Origin of the sequence: Faecalibacterium sp. AF28-13AC (assembly GCF_003478405.1) — a bacterium.
Taxonomy (GTDB): domain Bacteria; phylum Bacillota; class Clostridia; order Oscillospirales; family Ruminococcaceae; genus Faecalibacterium; species Faecalibacterium prausnitzii_E.
Window position 1 is genome coordinate 279,194 of the sequence record NZ_QUFG01000002.1, and the last position, 16,019, is coordinate 295,212.

Here is a 16,019-nt window from a genome sequence, read left to right on the forward strand (position 1 = left end):
GTGTCATGTGGTGCAGGTCACATCAAGATACTTATGCGGGCAGCTGCTCGCAGTCACCATTGATCTGGCTGACAGTATAGTGACCGTCTGCCGGCTCGTTGGTCATGGCGCCAGGCTCGATTACATAATCGCAGCCGGTGTCGCGCTGCTCCTCAGTGATCTCGGCACGCTGCTGGAGCAGGAGTTTGATTTGCTCCTTAAAGCTATTGGCGTAAGCCCGGATTTGAGCCAGCTCCTCGCCCTGGAAATCCTGCAGCAGTTTGAAGGTAGCAACACTGTAGTCATTGGTGCCGTTGTTCTCACGCTTGAGACCAATCTGCACGATACTGCCGTAAGTGGCGCGGCGGCGGAGCATGAAGGCCCGGTTCAGAAATTCCTTGAAGGGCTTGATGCTGGTAGGAGGCAGATTTACCTGCAGAGGCATGTACTCACCACTGCGAAGCAGGTAGAGCACACGCATATTTTTACAGGCTTTTCCCTTGCTGCCATCAGGTGCAGAACCAAAGCGGTTCATCACGCAGGCAGCACAGGCGCCTCCGGGAGTGCCGATGCCAACCTTGCCATCCACAGAAGAACAAAGCGGCGTGGTATCGTCGTCATATTCGCTGCCAGCCGGCCAGTAGGCGCAGGTGGCGTGGTTATGCAGAATGACGCCTACCAGAGTCTTTTCATAGTCGGGATTGTCCGGATCATCGGACGGCATCTCAAATTGGAGTGTGCCGCCGGCGGGAATCTTGACACGCTGAAAGCTCATCTGCAGACCATCGGCGTCCTCAGCCAGTTCCTCGGCGCTGAAATCGCCTTCGATCATAGTGGGGAGCATGAATTTTTCCTGTTTCATCAAATCGCTGTTCTGATTATACATAGTGGTTCCTCCTTAAAAATGTGATGGTTGCAGATGGTCAGGCGACCATCTGATTGATACGGTTCCACTGCTGCCGGGGCATGGACAGGATATTGTATCCAATCCCCTCCAGGGCAGTGGCGCGGTCATAGCTGTCCACATCCTGACTAAAGCGTGTTACGGCATTGGATAGCCCATAGAGGGTCAGATCCTTGCCTTCAATCAGACGCTGCAGAACGCCGGTGCTTTCTTCCTCGGTGATATTGAAATCCTTGCTTGCCAGACGGACAACGCCGGGAATATCAGTGGTATTCATCTGAACGGTTGTGGCTTCACGCATCATGCCAACTACCCGTGTAAACCGCGTTTCATCCACGGCGGCCATCACGGTATCTTTGATCTTCATGGCAAATGCGTGGTCATCAGCGGCTAACGTCTCCTGTGAGAACAGTTGGAAGTTTTCATCTGCCTCATTGACCCGGCCGATGTGAGTGCGGCGAGTCTGGGCATCGTTGACGACCATGCCGTTACTGCATACCAGCCGATAGACCAAAGGCTGGATGTTGACGGAACCCAGTCCAACTTCACTATTGCTGATGATAACGCCGGACTGTACGATGTCACCGGGTACAACTTCGGCTTCAAGCCGCTTGTTGACTACCTTGATGTACATACGGCTGTCCGTGATCTGGCAGCTTTCAAAATAGGCGTCCTCCATTTGCTGAATGACAGGAAGGACGATTTCTGCAATGTCCAGATTGTCAATGCGGCGATAGCGGTTGCTCAAAAACGCCCGTACAGTGCCATCCAGGGTGCGGACCATACGCTGGGTCGGTTCCCGCTGGAACCAGGAATTCACATTCTCTGCCAGCAGTTCCGGATAATCGGAAAGCATACGGTCATAGTAAGCAGCCGGAATCTTCAGATGTGTGCCGATCTGCCGATGGGCAATCTGGTTGATCTCCAATGGCTCCACCAGTGGGTCATCGTGGTCATCAAAGGTGTGGAGATAAAGTTGAGAACCAAAAGGTTCTACTTGAAGTCGCCTGGTATCAAGCAAATAGTCTTGCTTGAGTTTGGATTGGCGTTCAATCTGCTGTGCCATTTCCACGATGGTAAGTCCTGATTTCATTCGTCAAGTTCACTCCTTTCTCTGTGTTCCTTGTCAGCAGAAGCATTACCAGGATACCTGAATACCCTGGGCAGTGACTTCAGCCGCCAGACCATTGCTTTCCAGTACCTCTGCCAGACGGGGCCAGTAGACCTTCTGGGGAAAGTTGTTCAGATGCTCCTGAGAAACAGCATCTTCGCCCTGCTCAATGCAGATATCACCGTCTTCACGAAGCGTCAGTTTGCTGTGTCCACGGGAATTAAGGTCGGAGATCAGTGCTTCCAGTACAGAGCGTCCCTGCGTTTCATACCAGATACGGGGATCAACAGGCTGCCTGTTTGGAGGTGTTGCATCATCCTCGTTTGTTTCTCCGCCGACCTTGGATAGCGGAACGATCTTGACCATATCGCATTTGATATTGGCGTTCTGATCCAGTGTCACATCAGCGTGATCAAACTCGTCAATGCCAAACACACGGATGCGGCCGGTACCGCCATTGCGGATTAGCTGCTCCGGCTGCTTTTCACACCACTCGAAGGTGGCTTGCGGATAAGCGGAGCGCAGATATGCCAGAATACGATGGTTGGTGTGGCGAACCAGCAGTTCATCGGAGCTGGTGCTACCCAGATCAGGGATCTCAAAACTTCTTGTCTGGATGCCTTCTGCATGGAGCTGTCTGGTGCGCTGCTGACGCTGGCGACGCCGTTTAGCCTGCTGCATATAGGGGAGCAGCAGGATCAAAACTACCCACAGTCCCCAGAGAGTGAAAACGCCCAGAAGCAGCCAAACCTGCCAGGGCCCGCGTACCAGAGCCATAATTGCGATGACTGCACCAATCAGGATCGTGATGCTACCGCTCAAAAGTCCTCTGTCATTATTCATGTTTGATACCATCCTTTTTTCTGAATTTGTTGGAGAACAAAAAAAGAGGGACCGCACCAAGCTTTCAGTTTCATTCTGAAAAACTTGATACGGTCCCTCTTGGGCGCCGAAGTAAACTACTCCGGCAGGGATTCACGGTCGCCGTCCAATACCTCTGTGAGAGGCGGTGCGGGTTCCGCAGTAATGTCCGGGTCATTCTCCTGTCTGTTCGCTGCGGCGGGCTGTTTGGGGAGGAAACCAAAGTCATTTAGACTGACCTTCAGCTTCTTTTCCAATTTACCGTCCTTCATGCGAACATCTACCAGCCGCTGTGAGCCGGCAAGCCAGATCATACTGCCTTTTTTGACCTTGAATTGCATGAGCCGGGTGACATCTGCATCCCAGGCCCATACCTGATAGAACTGCGTCCAGTTTTTGGTGCGTTCCATCAGATCAAAGCATACATAGCTTTGTTTGGACTGGCTTTCTTTGGGTACAAGGTCGTTCATGACGCGCCCGAACACAAAAATCTGTGCCATAACACTCCTTTCTGCCATTGGCATTATTATCTATATAAAAAAGTGCCAGTAGTTTTTCGGCCCTAAAAGGGCGCAAAAAATCACTGACACTTGCATACAAACTTAACAGCGTGTGCAATGCAGGCTTTTGGCCTACGGTACAGATCAAAAAGACCTGTATTCCCAAATGGGATACGCACAAAAATCAATTACAGATACAGTATAGCACTGCATCTTGTGCCTGTCAAGATGTAAAACGCTATATATAGATTTGTAGCCAGTGACAAGTACGATATGTAGTAGTTGAAAAGGTTTTACTCTGTAAGATGGTTCATAACACGGTAGTAGTCATCCAATAGGTAGAACTGAGTCTTTGTTGGGGATGCCGTTTGATAGTCAAAGATCAGACCGTACAGGCTGCCGGTACCATCTACTCCCAGAGGACCAAACCAGCAGGACATTGTATGGCCGTTGAAATACCATAGCTGCAGGTCATTATATTCCGATTCGGTAACGAGTCCTTTGCGTGCCAGCCGAAGGGTCTCATCTTCACTGATCAAAGGATGGGACAGAAAATGGCGGTAAAGAATATCGGACATACCAAGTGCCTGCTGGTAGGTAAGCGGGTTGGGATTGTTCAGCCACCAGCGGGTCAGCGCTTCAAAGTCATGGATGACTGGGCGGGGCGTAAGGCTGCGGAATTGTTTTAGAAAAGCGGTTACTGTTTCCGGAGCAGCTGGAGCCGGTACGGGTATTTCCTGCACACAGTTATTGAGAAAGGCAAACGCGATTTTCTCACCGGTTTTGTCCTCCAGTATCAGTCCGAAGCGTGACAAAGGGGCGAGCAGGAAATGCTCCAGCGCAAAGTTTTCCTCCAGAAAGCGATAGACTTTATATTGTTCAATGGTATGGGGTTTATACATAGGAAACCCTCCTTTCCTTGATCTACCCAATAAATAGGGACAGAAGGAATGTATTCTGCAAAATATAAGGAAATCAGGCGTTGGTCATTGTGATTTGCAAAATGCCCTTTAAGAAAGCGAGGTGGCTCAAAACCACCTCGCATTTTTAGGATTCAGAGGACGGATCGGGATGCTCCTCCGGCTCGCTGATTGCTTCATAGCCCAAAAAGCTGTTCGTTGAAAGTGCTGCGTCCAGATAGTCATTTCCAACGACAGGCCGTGACCCTTTCTGAAAGTAAAATCGGTAGGGCTCGCCTATTTTAAGCAGGGCCGATTTACTGAGAAGCAGTGTGATCTCTATGCCATGGCTGTCTATCAGATGTACTTTGCGGTAGCGGCGGAGCATAGGTGTACTGATACCGGCGCAGATGCCTTCCACTACCTCGTAGTTCTTATGTGCTGCAGTCGCCCAGATTCCTCTACAGGATATAAGACAGGTGCAGAGTACGACAATCCCCAATGCCAGCAGGATATGATCTTTAGTCGCCACGCAGATGATGACGCTGATTCCCGCACTGGCGATTCCGGCCAGCAGAGTGAGCAGAAACTTTCGCTGCAATACAGTGGGAAAAAGAGTCCATTGTTTCATCATGCTCATACCCTCTCAAAGATAATCTGCTGCCGCAGATAAAGATTGGCAACGGCTAATGTTACCGGCTTGCTGCTCTGGCTGATTTTGACCATGCTTGCAATGTTGTCACTGGTGGTCGTTTCATCTCCGTAGAGGGAATCCAAAAGCGCACATTCATTGGGGAGGCGGGAAATATTTTTATCTATGCACTTGATGATCTCTGCAGTGGAGAGCAGGGCTTGTCCGGCAAGGCGCATGACCAGAGCTTCGTATTTGGTGCGTTTATCTTTCTGGAACAGTTTCCGCGCAGCGGATACCGGAACATGTGCCAGCAGCGTCAGCTTGACAAAAGAGGCGAGCCGGAGGAAGAACGGTCCGCTGGTTGGGATAATGCTGAGCGAACCAAGCAGGTCATACAGAGCATCGTATTCTGTTTCACCGCTGCCGGATACCAGAAGACCGCGGGTAAGCAGTCGGTTTGTACAGTCTTCCCAAGAACGCTCGGTACAGTAACCGGATGCGGTGGCTAGCTTTTCGTATTCTTGTGCGATGTCATCCCAGCGCAGGATTCTCCAGTTGAGCATGCTCCAAATCACCATTTCCTGCATATCGACCATGTATTCCTGACCGCCTAACAGGATGATTGGACAACTGCGGTTGCAGCCGTTTGTCCTTCGTTCAAACCGGCCGACCGCAGTGTATAGGGTTTTGATTGCCATATTTCGATACCTCCTTTTTATACATATCCCTTACTGTTATTGATGCTGATTTTCAACAAATCAAAGCAGGCAGGTCAAAAAGTCAGGGTCGTTGCGAAGTTTTTCCAGTGAGCGGGAAATCCAGGCACCCACATGGGAAGGAGGGACTTGATAGAGGGCGGCGATGTCTGTAATGCGCATTCCCTGAACCTTCAGTGCTAGCGCTTCGATGCCGAGTCTGGCAACGCCCTGATAGTTCTGTTTGCTGGCTTCCAGCAGATCAAGGGTCTCCAGACGAGAAAGGTGGGAGTCAAAATGGTCGTCGGGCTGGTCTATCTGTTCTCCATCTGCAGCCAGTTCGCCCTGTTCTCCGATGATTAGCCGACTGATGTGCCGTCCCTGACTACATATTTTGCGGCAGTAGGAGAGGAGTCCATTTTTCACAACCTTTTTGGCGTAGGTTGAAAACTGTGCCTGTCCGGCATGGTAGGTAAAGGCGGCCTTGCAGAGCCACAGGCACCCTTCCTGAAACAGATCTCCATACTCCAAACCACAGATGCCGGGATTTACATGGATGTTGTTGACAATGACCCAGTGAACGATGGACAAGTTTTTTTCTACCAGAGTCTGCTGGTCTTTGGTAAGCTTAAAGTTTTGCTTCATCAGGCTTCACCTCCGTTCAGGCAGCACGCCCGGATGTGTACGCCGGAGCCTGCTGACAGAGGGAAATGACTTGCTCACACATATATTCGGAAAACTGGCCGATGTGAGTCTGGCGCGCATCCAGCCCCAGCTTGGCTTGCAGCCAGATATAGACCTCCCATTTTTCCATATGGCAGTCCTGCTGCAGTTTTTTTAGGGCACGATGGGCCAAAATGCGTTTGTGGCGCAGATCGCCATTCGCCAGTGTCCCCATTGGGAGCAGTGTGCGCTCATGAGCACTGACATAGGCATTGCAGGCCGGCCATCTGTCGCAGACATACAGGTACTTCCCTCTGGTTTGCGGGGTAGATCCATACACAAGGCTTGCAGGTCGAAGAGAAGCGTGCGCATGACAGTACGGACATTTGATTTGCTTTTGTTTCAATAAAATCACCTCCATTACGCGCCGATGACGGCGGCATTGCGTCTTAACAGGCAGAATCATCCGAAGTAGTTATCCCGGTCTGGGCATAGCTGTAAAAATGGACATACATGGTCCGAAGAGGTATGCCATTCCAGAAACTTGGTATAAGCAGTCCGGAACGAGCGGCACTCCAGAATTGCAGAGCATTCTTCGGGGTCTACTGCTTCTCCACTCAGCTTCCGCACTGTCTGGACGGACAGAAAGATCGGCTGACAGCCTGCGTCTGTTGCCATCAGGAACCCCTCACAGGATGCCTGCCGGATCATTGGACAAAGTGAACCGCTGCAGCGGATGAACAGGGCGTTACGCCAGTTACCCCGGACTGCCTGCAGAAAGGAATAGAACTGACACGGTTTTTGATTCATGCTTTCACCTCCGTTACAGTACATTTGCATTTCTAAAAATAAAAAGGGGGCCAGCTGCAGAAGTTCTGCAAACTGGCCCCTGATTTGGTGCTTAGGAGAACAGACTTTCAATCTCCTCAGTGATGCGGGGGATGACCGTATCGTTGAAGATGAGGGTCAGAGCCGACAGGAGCAGCGCACCCAAAACTACGGCGATAATGATCTTGACGGCGTCCGAAATGTAAAAATCGCCGCGCTGATTGGACAATGCCATACGGCCGCAGTTGAGCAGATAGTTGGCTTTGGTATAGATACGGGTCGTGAATTTTCTCATGGGTAACCTCCTGTTATATGTTTGATGATTGAGTGGATGGTATATCAAGTCCACCGTCTGTTAAGCGCGGCGGATAGGCTTGATCAGATTGTTCTTGTTGGAACGGGGCCGGTTCGGATATGCTTTAGGCCGTTGGAACAGCAAGCAACGAAAGCGGCGTTTTTTGGTGCCGGTATCATTCGGCGGATAAAATTTCTTTTTGGGCATAGGCATTCTCCTGTAAAAAATGAAGCCGGGCTGATGAAACAGTTCGGCTCGGTTCAGATGAAAAGAAATGATGTGCCTACCGCTATGGAAAATCGCTTGGGTACAAATGCTCACCTCCCTGTGTATCTGTCTTCCATATGAGGAGCAGGTATGAAAACGCCCGGAAGTACCATGGCGGATGCCGATTAGCCAAAGAACGCCCCGAGCGAACTCATAACCTCGGTACAGAGCACCACCAGGTAGATGATCATAATGCAAATCAGCATCATCATAGAGTAGCGCTGAATCTTTTTGGGGCGCTTGGCAGCTTCCTTTTTCAGATTGTTCTGCTCGATCTGACGCATATCGAAGGTAATCATTTTGAAGTACATCCGCTGGTCATCACCGCGCAGGACACCAATCAGGCCACGGATCACATCGGATAGCATGGGGCTGCCAATGCGGGTTTCAAATCGAATGAGAGCATTTTCATAGTTGCCGGTCTTCATATCAGCAATGGTCTGATCCAGTTCGGCACCGAAGTCTTTCCCAGCCACACGGCGGTAGGAAGTCAGGATTTTAAGCACATCCCTATCATTTTCAAGGCTTTGTCCGACGGTCAAAGCAAATCGGGGAATCTCGCCCTCGATCAGTTTGCGGCGTTTTTTAACAAAATCAAAGGCTGCATAGTAGGTTGAAAACCACAGTGCCACCGCAAGGCCAATCAAAATAGGCACCAGCAGTGGAATAAGAAATGCCATGGGGATGGCACACAGGCCAACTGCCCCTGCAGTTACCCAGGCTCTGGCCGTATAGACCTCTGGGGTAAGCTGCAGACCTGCAATGTCCAAAGCGCGTTGCACCTTATTGCGCTTGAGCCGGTCCAGCCGCAAATAAGGGGCGATCCAACCGGCGATTTTTGTCACATAGACATCAAGCAGCTTTTCGTTTTTGGTGCCTTGCTGTTTGCGGGAGAGCATCATCATTTGTGAGGTCTTCTTGGTCGGGATGTCCACAAAGGCGCAGGTCAGGTTGTAAACGGCAAAACCGAAGAAGATGATGGCGATGAGCGCCAGAAAGGTCATACGCTGTCACCTCCATATTCGATGGGCTTGCTCAGTTTCATGATCTGGGTCAGCGCAAACAGGATGATGGCTGCGCAGATCGCCAGTGCAATTTTGCCCGGTGTGGTGAAGATAAGGGTGTGGAACCAATCCTCATTCAAGAAATAGAGCAGCGGCACATTGGCGATAACCAGAAATATCATAGTGATGGCTTCACGTCGCGGCCCTTGCATCATTGCCTCCAGTTCCGACTGCACCACACGCACATCGGAGAATTTCTGGTTGATGGTAGGAAGGGTATTCTTCATACTGCGGTCGGACTGGCACTGGATGAGGGTGCCGCACCATTCATGGAAGACCCGGTTGGGAATCTTCATCTTCAGGCTGTTGATAGCGCTGGTGATGTTGGCATTGATCAGTTCCGCTTCATAAACGAAGGCTTCAAAGTTGGCTTTTACCGGCTCATTGATATAGGGCAGGTTTTCCTTGACAGAACGGATCAGATCCTCGGTACGCAGGTAGGAAGTCGTGATGATGGAAATAGCGGTTTCCAGTTCTTCATTCAGGTGCTTTTTATAGCTGGCGGCAGTGCTGCGCAGATACCAGATCGGTATAAGAGAAAAACCGATACCCAGAATGGGCACCATGTACACATTCCCAATCAAAAGGGCAAGTACAGCCCCCACAGCGAACAGGATCAGGGACAGTCGTTTTACCGCTTCATAGCGGTCCGCCCGTCCAGTGCCCTTCAAGATCTGTTTCAGTTCGTAATCCTGATTAAAAAAGCCCTTGGCTGGTGTACCCAGAAGAACATTCAGTTCATCCGACAAGGTGGCGGATTTTCGCTGGGAGCGGAAGAGGGCGTCAATAAAATCACCCGGCTTCACACCAAACAGAGCCAAAAGCCCGGCACTGAGCAGGATAAAACAGATAAGATAGATCCATTGCAATTAACCCACCTCCTTTGGCGGCTGCATGAATTCTTCCAATTCCTTGTTGGAAATGCCATTGTCCAACAGCCTTTTTTTTAAGGAATCGGAGATCAAGCCGATTTTTTTATGGTGCCCCACCACACGGGTTTCACCACGGTCATCAGTTACATTGTCCTCCACTTCATATTTGTATAGGGAATGGGCGATCAACCGCCCGTCCTGGTAGTCCTCGCCCTCGATGATTTCCATGATCTTACGGGAACGGTCCTCCAGCTGCTTGGTAAAGACGATGATGGGATACGCCTCTACCATGATCTGCATGAGGATGGAGTCATCCATGTTGTACTTGCGTTTGGCAAGGGTCATCATCCTGCGGTAAGTACTGTTGCAGGAGTTGGAGTGGATGGTGGTACATACAGTATGGCCGGTACGGGAACTTTCGGCTGCGGACAGGCTTTCTGCCGCTGACCGCATTTCACCTACACCGATGACATCCGGATGCTTACGCAGCACCCGCTCCAGAAGAAAATCCTGATTGATGTTCAACGCAGGGTTCTCGCTGGGGCGGGTCAGCAGATGTACTACGGAATTAAGGATATTGCCCTGCGCATCCCGCTTGACCAGATCAAATTCGCGGCTGCCTTCTTCAATGGTAATAAGGCGCCGGTTATTGGGCACATTGGACAGCAGCCAGGCCATGATCGTGGTTTTGCCGGAGCCGGTGGAGCCAGCAATGCAGACGGACACCCCATATCGGATACAGGCAGTCAGAAAGTGAAGCATTTCAGCGGTGGCACTGCCGGAGTTCAGCAGTTTTTCTTCACTGACGGTCTGTTGGTTGACAATACGGATGGAGGCATTGACGCCTACATCTGCATCCACAATGGGAGTTTTGTCCACCGAAATGCGGATGTTCTTGTCCAGAAATCCCACAATGCTGGGCATGGTGTCATCAATGACCATGCCGCAGGCGTTGAGCATCCTGCGGATCACATCGATGGCGTGCTGGGGCGAACTGAATTTATCAGGGATCTTGATGCTGCGCCCACTGGATTCGATTACTTCAATGTCGTTGTAGGCATTGATGTTGACCTCCTCAACACCGGGTTTATAGATCCATTTCTTCAAAAAGGAGTAGCCGGCCATATCCTCATAGAGCTTGGAACACAGTTCTTTTGTAGAGAGCCCGTCAAGGGCATACTTTCGCTTGACAATGTAGTGTTCCATCAGTTCTTTGAGCAGGCTTGTGGCACGCTCTGCATTGCCTTCCCCGGCTTCGGCAATGGTGGAAGCATGGTTTTCGGCAAAATACCGCTGCACATCCTCCAGTACCTGGTCATAGGTCAGCTCCTGATTGGCGGCCGGTGTGAAGAATATATCATTCAAATTACTCATCGGCATCCTCCTCACATTCATACGCCGCATCATCCTCTGACTGCTCGGCCAGTTCCATTTGCTCCAGAATTTCCAGTACCTTGTTCAGTGAAGCAGTGTATTTGGGGTTACAGTAGGTGATAGCCTTGAACATACCGCCTTCGGTAGCACAGCGGTCGATCTCCTTACTGTAGGGAAGCAGGCCGTCAAACCCGCCAATGATATAGCCCATTTCATCCAAGGCGTGGAAGGGACGGGCCAGACCGGCGAATGTCATATGCTCAGAAAACCGGAAGCGCTCGTCCACAAGCAGAGGTTGATGGGCTTTCAGGTAGTTGATGCCCTTTAGGTCCGGGGTGAGGATACGGATGACCACATCGCCGGCTTCAATGGCGGCGGGAGTGAACACATTGGTCATGCTGGTGCTGCAGTCCAGAATGACGAAATCTACCAGTTTGGCGGCAGCATGAATGAGCTGCAGTACCATGGTATATTTGACCTCTGGGTAGCTCAGCGGGTTTTCTCCTGCCGCATAGCCCATCATCCCAATGAAGGGATAGTTTTTCAGCACTGTCACATGACTGGCAACCAGAGATGTATCAATCTCCACACTGCTCAAAACCTGGCCGATAGAGGTATTGGTCTGGATGATCTGCTCCGGCAGCCAGACCGGCAGCATAGGGACATTCATATCGGCATTGATAATGATGGCTTTCCGCTTGTCCCGGGTCAGGGCTTTGGCCAGAATACAGCAGAACATGGATTTGCCGCTGCCTGGGCTTCCCCAGACGGTGATAACTTTACCCATAACGAAGATCCTCCTTCCTTGATTTGATTATTCTGCCGAGGGTGCAGTTTCATTGGTGGATTGTGCAGTCTCTGCATTTACCGTTTCCTGGGGTTCACCTTCAGCGTCAGAATTTTCCGCATCTGCAGCTTCTTCCTCAATCAAAGTTTCGGGGAAGTAGATTTCCTGCAGAGTCTTATCCTGCTCGGCAAGCAGCTCATCTGCCAGTTTGTCATTGTTGCGGGAGATAAGAGCCACATGAGCTACGCCGTCATTTTCAAGACCGGTAATGATCTTCGCCTGTTCAGGGCTTGCCAGCACAGTGATAGTGGCTGACTGCTGCTTTTCTTCATCCTCCGTGGGCTCCTTGGCATTATCCACATTGATGCCGTCTGAGTCTGTAACGGACAATACTTTGACAAAACGCAGTTCCGGTACTTCGGCCGCCGTATCAAGAAAGTGGTAAATACGGATGATGTCACCGGGCTGAAGCTTGTCAGAGAGGCCGGAAGCAAGTGTTTTAACGGTCAGCGAGATAGCAACCTTACCGGAAGGGATGCTGTTGAGCGCCACATCGGACGAAACCGGTACAGAGCTGATCTTGCTGGTAAGGATATAGTCACCCACAGCCAAGTCGGCGGTAGCGTAAAGACCATTTACATCGGAGAGCAGATGGGCGATATTGGAGGGGAGGTTATAGCCGCCTACCTCAACCACCTCGGCATTTTCTGACGAGATTTGCTCGCCTTTCAATACCGGCTGGGTGATACGGACGATTTCCTCTTTTCCATTGGTCTGACGGGCGATGGTTGGAAGTGCCACAAAGGCGATAACTGCCGCCAACAGCAGAGAGAGGATACCGAAGATGAATCGGTTATTCAGTTTCATAAGCGTTGTCTCCTATCTTAAAAATAATTGGGCCAGGGTCGCTGTACAGCAGCCACAGGCGAGAAATGGCAGGAACGGGATAGCAAGGGGCTGCCCAGTTCGATAAAGCCGCCTGAGAAGAAAGATCACAGGCATTGCAGTAACAGCGGCAGTCAGAAAGACCAGCGCCATGCCAGAAGGGCCATAGACCAGCCCTAATATCCCGCAGAACTTGATATCCCCGCCGCCCAGACCGGTGCCGTTTGTTGCCAGTGCAGCTGCCAATGGAATACAAAAGCCGAGCAGGGCGCCTACCAGGGCATGGGTAGCGACCGGCCAGAGGAAGAGCGGCGGGAGCCCATGATTTAACAGGAAATACCCCTGCAGGACCGGCGCCAGAGCAGCTAAGGGGATAAAAAAGACGAGTGCCCAGTCAGGCACCCGTCTGTAAAGCACATCGTAGACAGCAAAGCCGGCCACCACAAAAAATATGGTAAGCAGGTAAGCTGTCCAGAGGTTATTCTCGATTGGTATACCAGTCATCATAAAGGCTCCCTTGGATCGAAACATAGTCATTTAGGTTGATGGATAACATGCCGTCAGGAGTCCAGGTATCCCACACCTGTGTATAGATGGTGTAGTCGGTGGCATCGGGGAACCACAGCGGTGTGAAATGCACTGTCCGGTCATAGGTGGAAAACTCGTTGGGCTTGAAGATGAATTTTGCACTTTGGCCGCCGGAACGCTGCAGAAGCCGCAGATAGGTCTGATACTGGAACTCAGGGAATACGGAAAAAGCAGTTTGAGGATAAGTAATGTGGCTGGTCGGGGCATCTGTGGACAGCGTTGCCCGCACTTCGGTTTTAACGCCGTACCCGCTTTTCATCGTCTTGCCGGATGCTGTGGGTACAATATCATCTGGCATTAGAGACATCTCGCCGCTGATGGAAGCGGAGTAGCCCGTATATTCGTATTCCCAATATCCTTCATCAACCCAGTGCCCGCCATCTTCACCGTGGTCGCACCATACCCATACAGGCACCCAGTAGCAGCTCCAGACGCCCCAGTTGGCAGTGAGCTTCTGCGTTTCATTGGGCAGGGACGGCACAGAGTAGCCGGGATTCGTGTCGGTTGCCACAGGGTCAGGCGGAATGTGCTCATTCAGATCCACGATCTTTGCGACAAAGGTATCCTGAGCGGTATAGGCGCCGCTGACAGATACTGTAATGGTCACGGTCTGTGGGGTGGAGGGGGTATGCCATTTGACCCAGACTACCTGACTGTCACCGGCTGGGATCACTATATCATTGACACGGTAGGTGGTGCCGAGAATATGGAAGGTAACCGATGCCGGATTATCCGGCGTCAGATCCTGATCTGTCCGCAGTGTGACGGCGGTGATCACATCCGTATCTACTCGGTATTCGACATCAGGGGCCTCAATTTCTCCTTCCGGCGGAGCTTCATCAAACCAGACGATACCAACGCCGAGGGTGCTGATGATGTCGGAATTGTTCTGCTTTCCAGTGGTGCTGCCTGTCCAGGCGGAGATGCCAAGGTCGCTGAATTCCAGGAACATTGACAGCGGCAGATTTTTATGGGTAAGCGAGGTCATGGTTTTCCGCAGATTGCCGCCGGACATCTGATCATACAGGCCGGCTTCAGTAGCTGTCATACAGTAATACTGGCCGTTGTGCGTGAAATAGGCAATGGGCTCGATCAGCAGCTTGTACTCGCCGGCAATCATCCGCTCATAATCGACTCCGGCTGCCTGAGCGACCATCATGCACGCATATTCAGAACAGAAATACCGTTTGACGGCTTCGATGTTGCTCTGCCCCTTGCTGCTGACGATTGTGGGCATAGATTGCGTAGGTCTAATGCAGGAATAGGCAACGCCGGACTGGAGGGAGAGGCCGGCGCCGCCCAGGTATTGCAGTTTGTCGACTTTCCCAAAATGGAGAAGACTGGTCTTCTGCGTCCGGTTTGAAAAGTCCAGCGGAGAAGATACGGCAGTTCCGCTGGATGCGTTAACAACAGTAATGCGGACGCCATCGTTGCCTGAGTTCCAGAAGTTGCTGCTTGTGCCGTGACCCATGCTGCCACCGCCGCCATCTATGTTTCCATTTCCGCCCGTTGCAAAGGCAGAGGAGGGGAATAGACAGAAAACAAGGGTAAAGCAGCATAGGAAGGCGAGAAGTCGTTTCAAATACATCACGCTCCATTCCTTTTGAAAATAGGAAGGCCGCCACAATCCTGTGACGGCCAAGTAGTGCCATATTCAGTTGTAGTAAATCAGCCCATATTGCCGACCTGTTTGTTCAGATCCCCATCGCTGTCACCGGTGGACTGCTGTACATCGCCGGGAACAACCCAGCCAAATACCGGATCGTATATAGCTCCATTTCCATTGCTGGAGCCTGGAGCCGGCTCATTGCTGGGCAGCGCTTGCTCGGCGGGCGGGGCAGTAACCTCCGGAACTGACGGGTCGGGATTGACGGTATGCTCCTGACCAGGATCTTTGATTTCGGTCTTACCTTCCGGCACCGGAGGAGGCGTTTCTTCAAGCTTTTCAGTATCGGTGAAGTCGATCACAATCTCATCCTCCGTTTGGGAGGTTACTTTGGGATATTCTTCTTCGGCATCTGTGGACTGGCCGGGAGCATAAGCATCTGCTCCATTATCACCATCTGTTTGTGTGCCACCATCTGACCAATCGCCGGTGACGCTGCTGGGTGGGGATTCATCCGGTCTAAAATCTCCGGTACGGTCGCGGCTTACGAACCAGCAGACACCCAGAATAGTGACGCAGAGGAGAGCCAGCGAGGAAACAATAAAGCCTTTGGATTGGAAAAACTTCTTCATATTTTACATACACTCCTTTTTTGCTGTTATATAAAGCCTATACGGTAGAATGTGCCGGGATTTCAACAGTATTGTTAGAATTTTGTGTTGTGGTAGCCTGTCAGCTCCACCCGTTGGGTGATAGCCGGATAACTGTGACCGAACATCCGCACATAGAACTCCACGTCACAGTAAAAGATGTACTCAACCCGTCCATCCTCTACATTGAACTCCAGACTGATGTTGGAAACCTTGTAATCCTCCGTTGAAAGCGGAATCTTGGAGTCCAGGCCGCCTGCCACTGTAGCCTCCAGCATGTCGGCATAGTCACTGCTGGAGTAAAGGGTATTTAGGTACTCTTCAAAGTTAGTTTCACGCTGGGAACGGTAGGTATCTGCATAAATCGTGCCGCTAAGGTTATTTAACTCCATTTTAGCGCCGTTGCGGATGTTGATGCAGGTGATCCGGATGGAAGCGTACAGGAGCAGGAAGGAAATCAGCATCACGATGCCTACCACAAAAAAGCAGGCGAAAAAGGTGATCTCGCCCCGTTCATTTCGCAGCGGCTGTTTCAGCCGCAGGAATATACGTTTCAT

General features: G+C 51.1%; 21 protein-coding genes. All 21 read right to left on the bottom strand.

The features are described 5' to 3' along the window. Positions 1-31: 31 nt before the first annotated feature. Positions 32-865, bottom strand: a complete 834-nt coding sequence (locus DWY95_RS03890) for a hypothetical protein (RefSeq protein WP_050624184.1) — start codon at positions 863-865, stop codon at positions 32-34. A 37-nt stretch (positions 866-902) separates the two neighbouring features. After that, on the bottom strand, positions 903-1,976 hold the full coding sequence (locus DWY95_RS03895; protein WP_118552411.1) for a DUF932 domain-containing protein: 1,074 nt from the start codon (positions 1,974-1,976) through the stop codon (positions 903-905). 45 nt (positions 1,977-2,021) lie between these two features. Next, positions 2,022-2,837, bottom strand: a complete 816-nt coding sequence (locus DWY95_RS03900) for a hypothetical protein (protein ID WP_118552413.1) — start codon at positions 2,835-2,837, stop codon at positions 2,022-2,024. A 116-nt stretch (positions 2,838-2,953) separates the two neighbouring features. Continuing rightward, complete coding sequence (locus tag DWY95_RS03905; RefSeq protein WP_050624186.1) at positions 2,954-3,355, bottom strand: single-stranded DNA-binding protein; 402 nt, start codon at positions 3,353-3,355, stop codon at positions 2,954-2,956. Between the two features lie 293 nt (positions 3,356-3,648). Continuing rightward, positions 3,649-4,257, bottom strand: coding sequence for a hypothetical protein (locus DWY95_RS03910; RefSeq protein WP_118523209.1), 609 nt, complete (start codon positions 4,255-4,257; stop codon positions 3,649-3,651). A gap of 145 nt (positions 4,258-4,402) precedes the next feature. After that, positions 4,403-4,888: a hypothetical protein gene (locus DWY95_RS03915; RefSeq protein WP_347561965.1), complete on the bottom strand. Its 486-nt coding sequence runs from the start codon at positions 4,886-4,888 to the stop codon at positions 4,403-4,405. A 2-nt stretch (positions 4,889-4,890) separates the two neighbouring features. Next, positions 4,891-5,586, bottom strand: coding sequence for a hypothetical protein (locus DWY95_RS03920; protein WP_117497652.1), 696 nt, complete (start codon positions 5,584-5,586; stop codon positions 4,891-4,893). A 60-nt stretch (positions 5,587-5,646) separates the two neighbouring features. Further along, positions 5,647-6,228, bottom strand: a complete 582-nt coding sequence (locus tag DWY95_RS03925; RefSeq protein WP_118502042.1) for a sigma-70 family RNA polymerase sigma factor — start codon at positions 6,226-6,228, stop codon at positions 5,647-5,649. 16 nt (positions 6,229-6,244) lie between these two features. Then, on the bottom strand, positions 6,245-6,667 hold the full coding sequence (locus DWY95_RS03930; protein WP_118523322.1) for a zinc-finger-containing protein: 423 nt from the start codon (positions 6,665-6,667) through the stop codon (positions 6,245-6,247). Between the two features lie 41 nt (positions 6,668-6,708). Beyond that, complete coding sequence (locus DWY95_RS03935; RefSeq protein WP_118523207.1) at positions 6,709-7,056, bottom strand: hypothetical protein; 348 nt, start codon at positions 7,054-7,056, stop codon at positions 6,709-6,711. A gap of 91 nt (positions 7,057-7,147) precedes the next feature. Beyond that, positions 7,148-7,369 carry a DUF6133 family protein gene (locus DWY95_RS03940; RefSeq protein WP_118552417.1) on the bottom strand — a complete coding sequence of 74 codons (222 nt, stop codon included), beginning with the start codon at positions 7,367-7,369 and terminating at the stop codon, positions 7,148-7,150. 60 nt (positions 7,370-7,429) lie between these two features. Beyond that, positions 7,430-7,576: a hypothetical protein gene (locus DWY95_RS17170; RefSeq protein WP_006873413.1), complete on the bottom strand. Its 147-nt coding sequence runs from the start codon at positions 7,574-7,576 to the stop codon at positions 7,430-7,432. Between the two features lie 185 nt (positions 7,577-7,761). Next, entirely contained in the window at positions 7,762-8,640 is an 879-nt protein-coding gene (locus DWY95_RS03945) for a hypothetical protein (protein ID WP_050624192.1), read from the bottom strand. Next, positions 8,637-9,569, bottom strand: a complete 933-nt coding sequence (locus DWY95_RS03950; protein ID WP_118523206.1) for a hypothetical protein — start codon at positions 9,567-9,569, stop codon at positions 8,637-8,639. Before DWY95_RS03950 ends, DWY95_RS03945 begins: the two co-directional genes overlap by 4 nt. Next, the gene (locus DWY95_RS03955; protein ID WP_029465907.1) at positions 9,570-10,946 is read right to left on the bottom strand and encodes a CpaF/VirB11 family protein; all 1,377 of its coding nucleotides are present in this window, start codon (positions 10,944-10,946) and stop codon (positions 9,570-9,572) included. It lies immediately after the preceding gene. Continuing rightward, positions 10,939-11,733, bottom strand: a complete 795-nt coding sequence (locus DWY95_RS03960; RefSeq protein WP_003499635.1) for a hypothetical protein — start codon at positions 11,731-11,733, stop codon at positions 10,939-10,941. Before DWY95_RS03960 ends, DWY95_RS03955 begins: the two co-directional genes overlap by 8 nt. 27 nt (positions 11,734-11,760) lie before the next feature. After that, positions 11,761-12,600: an RcpC/CpaB family pilus assembly protein gene (locus DWY95_RS03965; RefSeq protein WP_118552419.1), complete on the bottom strand. Its 840-nt coding sequence runs from the start codon at positions 12,598-12,600 to the stop codon at positions 11,761-11,763. Between the two features lie 12 nt (positions 12,601-12,612). Further along, positions 12,613-13,125 carry a prepilin peptidase gene (locus DWY95_RS03970; protein WP_050624195.1) on the bottom strand — a complete coding sequence of 171 codons (513 nt, stop codon included), beginning with the start codon at positions 13,123-13,125 and terminating at the stop codon, positions 12,613-12,615. Beyond that, positions 13,097-14,794, bottom strand: a complete 1,698-nt coding sequence (locus DWY95_RS03975; RefSeq protein WP_118552421.1) for a hypothetical protein — start codon at positions 14,792-14,794, stop codon at positions 13,097-13,099. Before DWY95_RS03975 ends, DWY95_RS03970 begins: the two co-directional genes overlap by 29 nt. Positions 14,795-14,874: 80 nt before the next feature. Continuing rightward, positions 14,875-15,444, bottom strand: a complete 570-nt coding sequence (locus DWY95_RS03980; RefSeq protein ID WP_118552423.1) for a DUF6550 family protein — start codon at positions 15,442-15,444, stop codon at positions 14,875-14,877. A 74-nt stretch (positions 15,445-15,518) separates the two neighbouring features. Beyond that, a complete protein-coding gene (locus DWY95_RS03985) occupies positions 15,519-16,019 on the bottom strand; it encodes a hypothetical protein (protein WP_118552425.1) in 501 nt (166 codons plus the stop codon).

Bases quoted from the DNA above. Each gene is read 5' to 3' on its own strand.
- DWY95_RS03890 (WP_050624184.1), bottom strand. From the start codon at position 865: ATGTATAATCAGAACAGCGATTTGATGAAACAGGAAAAATTCATGCTC.
- DWY95_RS03895 (WP_118552411.1), bottom strand. From the start codon at position 1,976: ATGAAATCAGGACTTACCATCGTGGAAATGGCACAGCAGATTGAACGC.
- DWY95_RS03900 (WP_118552413.1), bottom strand. From the start codon at position 2,837: ATGAATAATGACAGAGGACTTTTGAGCGGTAGCATCACGATCCTGATT.
- DWY95_RS03905 (WP_050624186.1), bottom strand. From the start codon at position 3,355: ATGGCACAGATTTTTGTGTTCGGGCGCGTCATGAACGACCTTGTACCC.
- DWY95_RS03910 (WP_118523209.1), bottom strand. From the start codon at position 4,257: ATGTATAAACCCCATACCATTGAACAATATAAAGTCTATCGCTTTCTG.
- DWY95_RS03915 (WP_347561965.1), bottom strand. From the start codon at position 4,888: ATGATGAAACAATGGACTCTTTTTCCCACTGTATTGCAGCGAAAGTTT.
- DWY95_RS03920 (WP_117497652.1), bottom strand. From the start codon at position 5,586: ATGGCAATCAAAACCCTATACACTGCGGTCGGCCGGTTTGAACGAAGG.
- DWY95_RS03925 (WP_118502042.1), bottom strand. From the start codon at position 6,228: ATGAAGCAAAACTTTAAGCTTACCAAAGACCAGCAGACTCTGGTAGAA.
- DWY95_RS03930 (WP_118523322.1), bottom strand. From the start codon at position 6,667: ATGGAGGTGATTTTATTGAAACAAAAGCAAATCAAATGTCCGTACTGT.
- DWY95_RS03935 (WP_118523207.1), bottom strand. From the start codon at position 7,056: ATGAATCAAAAACCGTGTCAGTTCTATTCCTTTCTGCAGGCAGTCCGG.
- DWY95_RS03940 (WP_118552417.1), bottom strand. From the start codon at position 7,369: ATGAGAAAATTCACGACCCGTATCTATACCAAAGCCAACTATCTGCTC.
- DWY95_RS17170 (WP_006873413.1), bottom strand. From the start codon at position 7,576: ATGCCCAAAAAGAAATTTTATCCGCCGAATGATACCGGCACCAAAAAA.
- DWY95_RS03945 (WP_050624192.1), bottom strand. From the start codon at position 8,640: ATGACCTTTCTGGCGCTCATCGCCATCATCTTCTTCGGTTTTGCCGTT.
- DWY95_RS03955 (WP_029465907.1), bottom strand. From the start codon at position 10,946: ATGAGTAATTTGAATGATATATTCTTCACACCGGCCGCCAATCAGGAG.
- DWY95_RS03960 (WP_003499635.1), bottom strand. From the start codon at position 11,733: ATGGGTAAAGTTATCACCGTCTGGGGAAGCCCAGGCAGCGGCAAATCC.
- DWY95_RS03965 (WP_118552419.1), bottom strand. From the start codon at position 12,600: ATGAAACTGAATAACCGATTCATCTTCGGTATCCTCTCTCTGCTGTTG.
- DWY95_RS03970 (WP_050624195.1), bottom strand. From the start codon at position 13,125: ATGATGACTGGTATACCAATCGAGAATAACCTCTGGACAGCTTACCTG.
- DWY95_RS03975 (WP_118552421.1), bottom strand. From the start codon at position 14,794: ATGTATTTGAAACGACTTCTCGCCTTCCTATGCTGCTTTACCCTTGTT.
- DWY95_RS03980 (WP_118552423.1), bottom strand. From the start codon at position 15,444: ATGAAGAAGTTTTTCCAATCCAAAGGCTTTATTGTTTCCTCGCTGGCT.
- DWY95_RS03985 (WP_118552425.1), bottom strand. From the start codon at position 16,019: ATGAAACGTATATTCCTGCGGCTGAAACAGCCGCTGCGAAATGAACGG.